The 7719-nt window shown below is 48.8% G+C and carries 7 protein-coding genes; 2 read left to right on the top strand and 5 right to left on the bottom strand.

Features of this window, described 5'->3' with window-relative positions:
- Nucleotides 1-524 (bottom strand): pirin family protein (locus NZ772_09840; protein MCS6813852.1); only part of this gene is annotated, 524 nt, incomplete at its 3' end.
- 1101 nt (nt 525-1625) lie between these two features.
- Between NZ772_09840 and NZ772_09835 the strand changes: the two genes are divergently transcribed.
- Complete coding sequence (locus NZ772_09835) at nt 1626-3506, top strand: serine/threonine protein kinase (GenBank protein ID MCS6813851.1); 1881 nt, start codon at nt 1626-1628, stop codon at nt 3504-3506.
- 36 nt (nt 3507-3542) lie between these two features.
- On the opposite strand, the gene hisS is transcribed toward NZ772_09835, so the two are convergent.
- Entirely contained in the window at nt 3543-4829 is a 1287-nt protein-coding gene (gene hisS, locus NZ772_09830; GenBank protein MCS6813850.1) for a histidine--tRNA ligase, read from the bottom strand.
- A gap of 390 nt (nt 4830-5219) precedes the next feature.
- On the opposite strand from hisS, the gene NZ772_09825 reads away from it, so the two are divergent.
- Nucleotides 5220-5417, top strand: a complete 198-nt coding sequence (locus NZ772_09825) for a hypothetical protein (protein ID MCS6813849.1) — start codon at nt 5220-5222, stop codon at nt 5415-5417.
- 291 nt (nt 5418-5708) lie between these two features.
- On the opposite strand, the gene NZ772_09820 is transcribed toward NZ772_09825, so the two are convergent.
- The 3 genes from NZ772_09820 to NZ772_09810 all read right to left on the bottom strand — a co-directional run.
- Complete coding sequence (locus tag NZ772_09820) at nt 5709-6542, bottom strand: M48 family metallopeptidase (protein ID MCS6813848.1); 834 nt, start codon at nt 6540-6542, stop codon at nt 5709-5711.
- Nucleotides 6543-6551: 9 nt separating this feature from the next.
- Nucleotides 6552-7256, bottom strand: a complete 705-nt coding sequence (locus tag NZ772_09815; GenBank protein ID MCS6813847.1) for a TIGR00266 family protein — start codon at nt 7254-7256, stop codon at nt 6552-6554.
- Between the two features lie 108 nt (nt 7257-7364).
- On the bottom strand, nt 7365-7719 hold a 355-nt coding region (locus NZ772_09810), incomplete at its 5' end, for a TIGR00266 family protein (GenBank protein ID MCS6813846.1).

Raw genomic sequence — 7719 nt, 5'->3', positions numbered from 1 at the left:
GTATCTCTGTCCGTTAGCAGTGAGGCGTAGAGGTTAACATCCTGATGAATGGTAATGGAGCCATCCCGACCATCGCGAGAGCCTACTAACCGCAATTGGCCTTGTTTTTCCTCATCGGTGAAGGTTTTTTGCTCGTACCCTGGCTGAATGCCTCGCTGCTCTGGCAAGATCCAGATTTGCAAAAAGTGCACAGGCTCGGTTTGAGAGGCATTAAATTCACTGTGGAGAATACCCGTGCCAGCAGACATACGTTGCACATCACCAGGGCGAATTACAGAGCCAGTGCCAATGCTGTCTTTGTGTTCCAACCTGCCTGCTAAGACGTAGGAAATGATTTCCATATCGCGATGGCCGTGGGTATCAAAGCCTTGACCAGGAGCAACCTTATCTTCGTTAATAACCCGTAGCGTGGCGAAACCCATGTGGTTTGGGTCGTAATAGTTACCAAAGGAAAAGGTGTGCCGACTATCTAGCCAGCCAAAGTTGGCAACACCGCGATCGTGAGCTGAACGAATAGTAATCATGTGGTTTGCCTCCGATGGAATGAATAAAAGTGATGTATGGCCGACGCTCACACCGCCGTAGAACTGAGTAGCCATAGCTAGTCACGAGAAAGTTGAGACACAGCTCACAGAGCACACTTCAGCAGTGACATACTCTCAGGCAGAAGGTTTTATCAGACAACCATTGTTCTGTAGTATGCGCTCTCTGGTGTTTGCTCCCTCAAGTTTGTTGCCAGCTATAACTACAGATTCAATAGCCACGACTAGTTAGCTTTCTACCGATAGCACTATTATGAATTGATTCTTAAAAAAAGACAATACTTTAGTTTATATACACTTTGTTTCCTAAATTTCTACAATTTAGACAGTCACCACCTATGCTGATCGTTCTACTAAATTCTCTTTAGTTAGATCAGTCAGATTAGTTAGTCCACACACAGAGATTGAGGGAAGCACTATTCTCTATTGGTATAGTGCTAAACTGGCGTATTAGTACATAGTTGCTACTAAGGTTTGCAGCAAGAGCTTTAGGACTCGTGATGAGCGGCTAGCTAGTGTACTGTCGCCAACTAAAAGCAACGTTCGTGGTAAGGGTTTTGTGCTTAGGCACCTGCTGTAAATCTAGGTACTATCTAGAGTTCGTAATAAGGCTAGAGTTCGTAGTAAAGGCTTCAGCGCTTACTTAGACACCTACTATGAACCAAGGCGCTACCTTAAAATTGAGCCGTAAAGCCGTAAATTGAGCTGTAATGTTTTACTAGCCTGCATACGGCTACATCTGCATCGCCAAGGGTTAGTAACCAACGATACATCTGACCATCTGGTGTTTGAGTTTGTAAAATTGGCGTTAGGCAGGTGGCAATGGTAGACTACTGTTTTGGTTGTGATAACGTCGCTGAAATTTCTAGGGATAGGAGTGCCACTCGTGTATTTATCCCCTAGGTGACCCTAAACCAACTAGAATCCTTTACTATTTTGGAGTAACGCTATTACCAAGCTCAATGCTGTTGACGACCTAGTTTGCAGAAGTTTGTATCTACAGCACGTGAGTACTTACCCGTAACGGTCTACCCTTAACTGGTACTAGCCTGTGCAACTTGCTCAGTTAACCATTTGTCCAGCATGAGCTACTGCTTGAATCCAGATTGCCAGCAACCAAATAATCCAACCGGAACCAAGTTCTGTCAGTCGTGTGGGTCGCCATTGCTCTTAAAAGATCGCTATCGAGCAGTACATCCACTGGGAGAGGGGGGCTTTGGTAGAACATTTTTGGCGATCGACGAGCATCGGTTAAATTCTCGCTGTGTGATTAAGCAGTTTCTACCCCAGGCTAGGGGAACCAGCACTCTGAACCAAGCAGCCCTAGAGCAGGCTATCCGATTGTTTAACCAAGAGGCGATGCGTTTGGATGAGTTGGGAGAGCACTCACAGATTCCAACCCTACTAGCTTATTTTGAAGATCATGCCCGACTGTACCTCGTTCAGCAGTTTGTGGAGGGTCAAACCCTGTTGCAAGAGCTGCAATTGCGGGGACGGTTTAGTGAGGCAGAGATTCGTAATCTTTTGCAAGATTTGTTACCAGTGTTGCGGTTTGTCCACGATCGTCAGGTCATTCACCGGGACATTAAACCCACAAATATTTTGCGTCGTAGTGGCGATCGACGTTTTGTGTTAATCGACTTTGGAATTGCCAAACAGATTACTCCAGAGTCTCTTACCTTGGGGGGCACTAAAATTGGCACCGAGGGCTATGCACCCATAGAGCAATGGCGGAGTGGTCGAGCGTTTCCTGCCAGTGATCTCTACAGCTTGGGAGCAACCTGTGCGTTTTTGCTGACCTGTGTGCGACCCGATGAATTGTTTGACCCGATTCAAGGGCGCTGGCTGTGGCAAGATTGTCTAGAGCGAGATGGCATTACCTTAAGTCCGCAGCTAACGTTCATTCTTGATAAGTTGCTGAAGGATGCGGTTAGCGAGCGGTATCAGTCTGCGGAGGAGGTATTACGAGACTTACAAATTCCCGTAGGGCAGATGAGTTCTATGCCGTCCCAGGTAGCCTCACCAGTTGCTTCGATGCCCAGCTTGCCACCTATGCCTCAAATCTGGCTCAAGGCTTACACCATTCGAGAGCACCGCGATCGCATCCGTTGTCTAGCCATGCACCCAGCAGGGGATCTCTTTGCTAGCGGCAGCAACGATCGCACAGTACGTCTCTGGGAATTGACCACAGGCCGTAGTTTACGTGTGTTGCAGGGCCACAAAGAACCCATTCACGCAGTGGCAATCAGTCCCTCAGGAAAGACTCTGGCCAGTGGTGGTAGCGACAAAACTATTTGCCTGTGGCATGTGGAAACGGGGCGATTGCTATATACTCTAACGGAGCATACTAACTGGGTGAATGCGCTGGCAATAACTGGAGATGGCTTAATGCTAGTCAGCGCAGGGGATGACAAGACGATTAAGCGCTGGAACTTAGAGGGCGGCTCTCTCTTACAAAGTTGGGTAGGACATTCCAGCTCAATTTATGCCTTAGCAATCAGCCCAGATAGCAAGTTGGTGGCTAGTGGGGGCAACGATCGTGAAATCAAATTGTGGGATTTAGAAGCTGGCCTTCACATCCGCACGTTTTCGCGCCATGCTAGTCGGGTGACGGCGTTGGCAATTAGTCCTGATGGACAAACCTTGGCTAGCGGCAGTAATGATGGCACCATTAAGCTGTGGAACCTACACACGGGGCAATTGCTACACACCCTGACTGCCCATAGGGAAGGGGTAACATCGGTGGCGATCGGTGCTGATCATCAAAACCCTGGTAATTATGTTTTGGTTAGTGGCTGTTGTGATCATACGGTCAACCTGTGGGAGGTGGCCACAGGCAAACTGTTGTGCACATTGTCAGGAAATACATCCGCTGTGAATGCGGTGGCTATTAGTCCTAATGGGAACACGATTATCAGCGGCAGTACTGATCGGGTTATTCAGGTGTGGCGGCTGTCTACTTAGATTGTTTAGATTGTCTTAGATTGTCCTCATTGGCGTTTAGGAAGATGCTGCGGCTTCAGCACGCTCCCTAAAGATAGTCGGTTCCATTGCTAACACATCAGCTTGAGACAGCACGATTTGGGTTTGAGTGCGGAGCCACTTCAGTTGCACAGTACCCTGGGCAGCTTCCTCGTCTCCCAAAATTAGGCAAGCAAGGGCACCACTGCGATCGGCTCGCTTCATCTGCTTACCAAAGGCACTGCCACTGAGATCTAGCTCCACAGCAAACCCTCGTTGGCGAAGCTGCTGAGCCAAGATTGTAGCCTGAGTTTCGGCAGCATCGCCCCTAGACACCACATAAAGGTCTAGATGAGCAGTAGGCATGGGTTGAAGATTTTGCAGGAGTAGAATCAGGCGCTCCAGGCCGATCGCCCACCCCACTGCAGGCACGTCGCCACCACCCAACTCTCGCACTAGGCCGTTGTAGCGTCCTCCCCCACATACGGTTGCCTGAGCACCCAAATCAGCCGACACAATTTCAAAAGCAGTGTCTGTGTAATAGTCTAGCCCGCGCACTAGGCGGGGATTCAGTTCATAGCTAATTCCTAGGGCCGTCAAGAGGTGTTGCACGCGATCGAAGTGTTGTTGAGAGTTGTTGCTCAAATAATCCAGGATGCTAGGAGCACCTTGGGCAATCTCAATAGTACGGGGGTCTTTGCTGTCTAGAATGCGGAGGGGATTACGAGACAAGCGGTCTTGGGAGTCAACGTCAAGGTCTGCCTGGTATGGTGTGAAGTAGGCCACAAGAGCTTCTCGATAGCGCTGACGATCGCTGAGATTACCTACCGAGTTCAGTTGCAACTGTAGGCTCTTTAAACCCAAGGTCTGGAGAATTTGGGTGGCGATGGCAATTGCTTCTACATCAGCACGAGGATCAGCACTCCCTAACACCTCCACCCCCAATTGATGAAACTGACGTTGGCGACCCGCTTGCGGACGCTCGTAGCGAAACATGGCTCCTGTATACCAAAGCCGCTGCACACCCCCTTGCGCCATTAAATTATGTTCAATCACTGATCGCACTACCCCAGCAGTCCCCTCTGGACGGAGCGTAATCGAGCGATCGCCCCGATCCACAAAGGTATACATTTCCTTACCCACCACGTCTGTTGCTTGTCCGATGCCCCGCTCAAATAAATCAGTTTGTTCGACCAGTGGTGTGCGAATTTCCCGATAGGCCGCCCGCGCCAAGATGTCTCTAGCAATAGCTTCCACCTGCTGCCAGTAGCCTACCTCGTCAGGCAGAATGTCTCTTGTTCCTCGTAGTGCTTGGATCGCGCCCATACTCTCGGTCTATTTACTGTCTGTTATTAGCCTAAGTCCATTCATGAGTTTTGCACAGACTGGTTGCTCTTATCACAGAGCTTTGGTGAGCTAGGGCCAATGATGCCATCCAGCTTGCGATCGCATAACCCATCAATTTAATGTCAGCATATTATTAAATAATCTAAATTTTGTAGTTTTAGATACAGATTTTTTCTGATATAGTATAACTGAAGCAAGAAACCAACTACTTGCTCTTAGCGCAGACCTGCTTTAGGTCAGACCCCATGAGGTCAGTATCCTTACGGCTCCGGCTAATGGTGTTGCTGTTTGGGCAACTATCAACGGTTTAGAGACAACAAGTTTAAGTACACCCATTAAACACACAAAAAATTCTAGGAGGAACCTATGATGTCTACTCAAGAGCAAGCACGGGCTTTGATGCAACGTCATCATCACTTGGTAAAAAATCGTCAGCAGTCCTTGTTGGGTCGTGTGGCCGCTGAAGCTGGTCTACCGGATGATGTTATTGAACTGCAAAGCATTCAAGGCAAACCCTATGGCGATATCCGCGACGTTTACGATCGCAGTGGTGCTACCCTCAGTTAACACCAATTCTTCACATTCCAATTCTTCACATTCCAATTGTTCACATCCAAGCGACCAAGGGGTACGTGTACCAATGCTCCAAAAGCTAGCCACATGATTCATCAGTTCGTAGTGAGGGCTTAAGCCCTCACCGCAAGCTACTTGTAGCCGTAGTATGGAGAAGTGGCAATAGATAGAGGAAAGAGAAACAAGGGTAGGCTTCTGAGACGATCGCGCCCAAAATTATAGCCAGGGCGCGATTTTTTATGGCTGCCTAGCCCACCTATTTTCTATTTGCTGTCTACTTGCTGTCTACTTGTCACCAACAGCCAGAGCAGGCGGTAGGGGGACTTTCGTGCCCATAGCATATCCCCGTTGCCGAATCAAGCGCCGAAGCTCAGCAACGCGCTTTCTAGGAGCAGGATGCGTCGATAGAAACGCAATGTTAGCACCGGGAAGCCTGCTAATACGCTCAAAGAAATCCGTTGCTCCAGCGACCTGCCCATAGTGCTGAGCGAGTAGGGTCAATCCTACTTCATCGGCCTTTAGTTCTTGGGCTTGGGAAAACCTAGCTTGGCTAATTCTCGCTACTCCAGAGATGGCGACATTTTGTATAGCTCCTGCATCTCCCAAAAAGACGGCTAGCAACAACTGAATCGCTAGTCCTCTGCCAATGCCACGTAAGTGATCTCGGTTTACAAAGTGCCCCAGTTCATGGCCGAGCACCATCATCACTTCGTTTTCAGAGCCTGCTTCTGCCAGCAGACCTTTGTAGATAATCACCCGATCGCCAGGAATCGCAATCGCGTTCACAACATCCTGGGGAATGTACAGCACCCGATAGTCTCGGCGTTTATCCGCAGGCAGATGCTGCTCCAGGCTGTCTAATAGTTGATTTAGGGTGTCTTGGGTGGGTGAAGACTTTGCCTGTTGCTCAAAAGCAGGTACCATTACTGCCCCTAGTTGTTGCTCAACACTGGGGGGCAATAGCAGCACCAAGTTAGTAATGAGTGTTACAAACAACCAAATTAACCCTACTACAAAGGCAAGAAACAGCCCTCCAATTACTAAAAGCTGACGGTTGCTAGTATCTGGTGAGCTATCTTCACTGTGAGCAGCGGTTCCTGGTGGTAGTTCGATCGGCATGACTCCTAGTTACTCTTGACGGTAGTCACTCTTGACGGGGCGGAACGGATTCAAGAAATTGATTAAAGGAATCAGATTGCGGGTTTGAATCCAGAGTTTACCCTGACCTGTGAAGCGACAAACCAGCCCTTCCCCGCCCAAAATTCCTGTCTTCAAGCCTCGGAAGGACAGCCCTCCCAACATTTCTATGTTGTAGTTAAGTGTATCCTCAAAGGCGACGATATAGCCTGTATCCACCACGTAGTCGCCACTCACGGGAATTTCGATGATGCCGCCATAGGAACTGAACCAGATGTCGCCAGTCCCTGATGCTTTCAACATAAAGATTGATTCCCCGGAGAAGAACCCCTTCAGCCCTTGGAATTTGGTGTCTAATTGAATGCTGGGACTTGAGGCCACATACCCAGAGGACTGGATGATTAATGAGTTACCCTCTAGGCGATAGTAGGTCAAGTCCCCCGATACTCCGGGCGAAATAAATAACACCCCCGGTTTGCCTTCTGCGGTGAACTCACTAATAAACAACGACTCCCCACTGACCATGCGGGCTAGCCCCTTCATGAGACCCCCTTTCATCTTGGATTTCATTTTAATGTGTGAATCCATTGCTGCCATGGCCCCAGACTCCACCATCAAGGTTTGGTCAGCTTTGAGTCTCACCTTCAACGAGGCAAATGAAGGTGCATGTTCGATCTCATAAGTATAGTCTGCCATTGGTTTTTCGCTGTTGGTTGTTGGTACTAGTTCTGTATTAACCGTCCTATGCTGTGCCCATGTAGCGCTAGTTCTTGTGCCACAGGGCTGAGCATTCATGATTTATTTCTACCGAGGGGGTAATTTGGGGCCTACCAGTAATCCAAATGCACCGGCGTTGTGGGTTTGGCAATACAGCTTACCCCTGCCGCGAAAACGACAGACAAACCCTTCGCCACCGAGAAATGCACCTAGCCAAGACTTGTTAGCCTTGCCGATCGAGAAATCTAGGCTCTTTTCAAAGGCCACAATGTGGCCCGTGTCCACAATGTATTCCCCATTAACATCCACTTCATAAACACCACCAAAGGAACTGAGCAGAGCAATGCCATTACCCGTCAGCCGCAACCAAAAGATTGACTCACCAGAAAATAGGGTTTTTAACCCAGGGAAGCCAATATCTAACTCCACACCAGCCGTACAA

The organism is Cyanobacteriota bacterium (genome assembly GCA_025054735.1).
Lineage (GTDB): Bacteria > Cyanobacteriota > Cyanobacteriia > SKYG9 > SKYG9 > SKYG9.
This window is presented reverse-complemented; position numbering and strand designations above follow the sequence as displayed.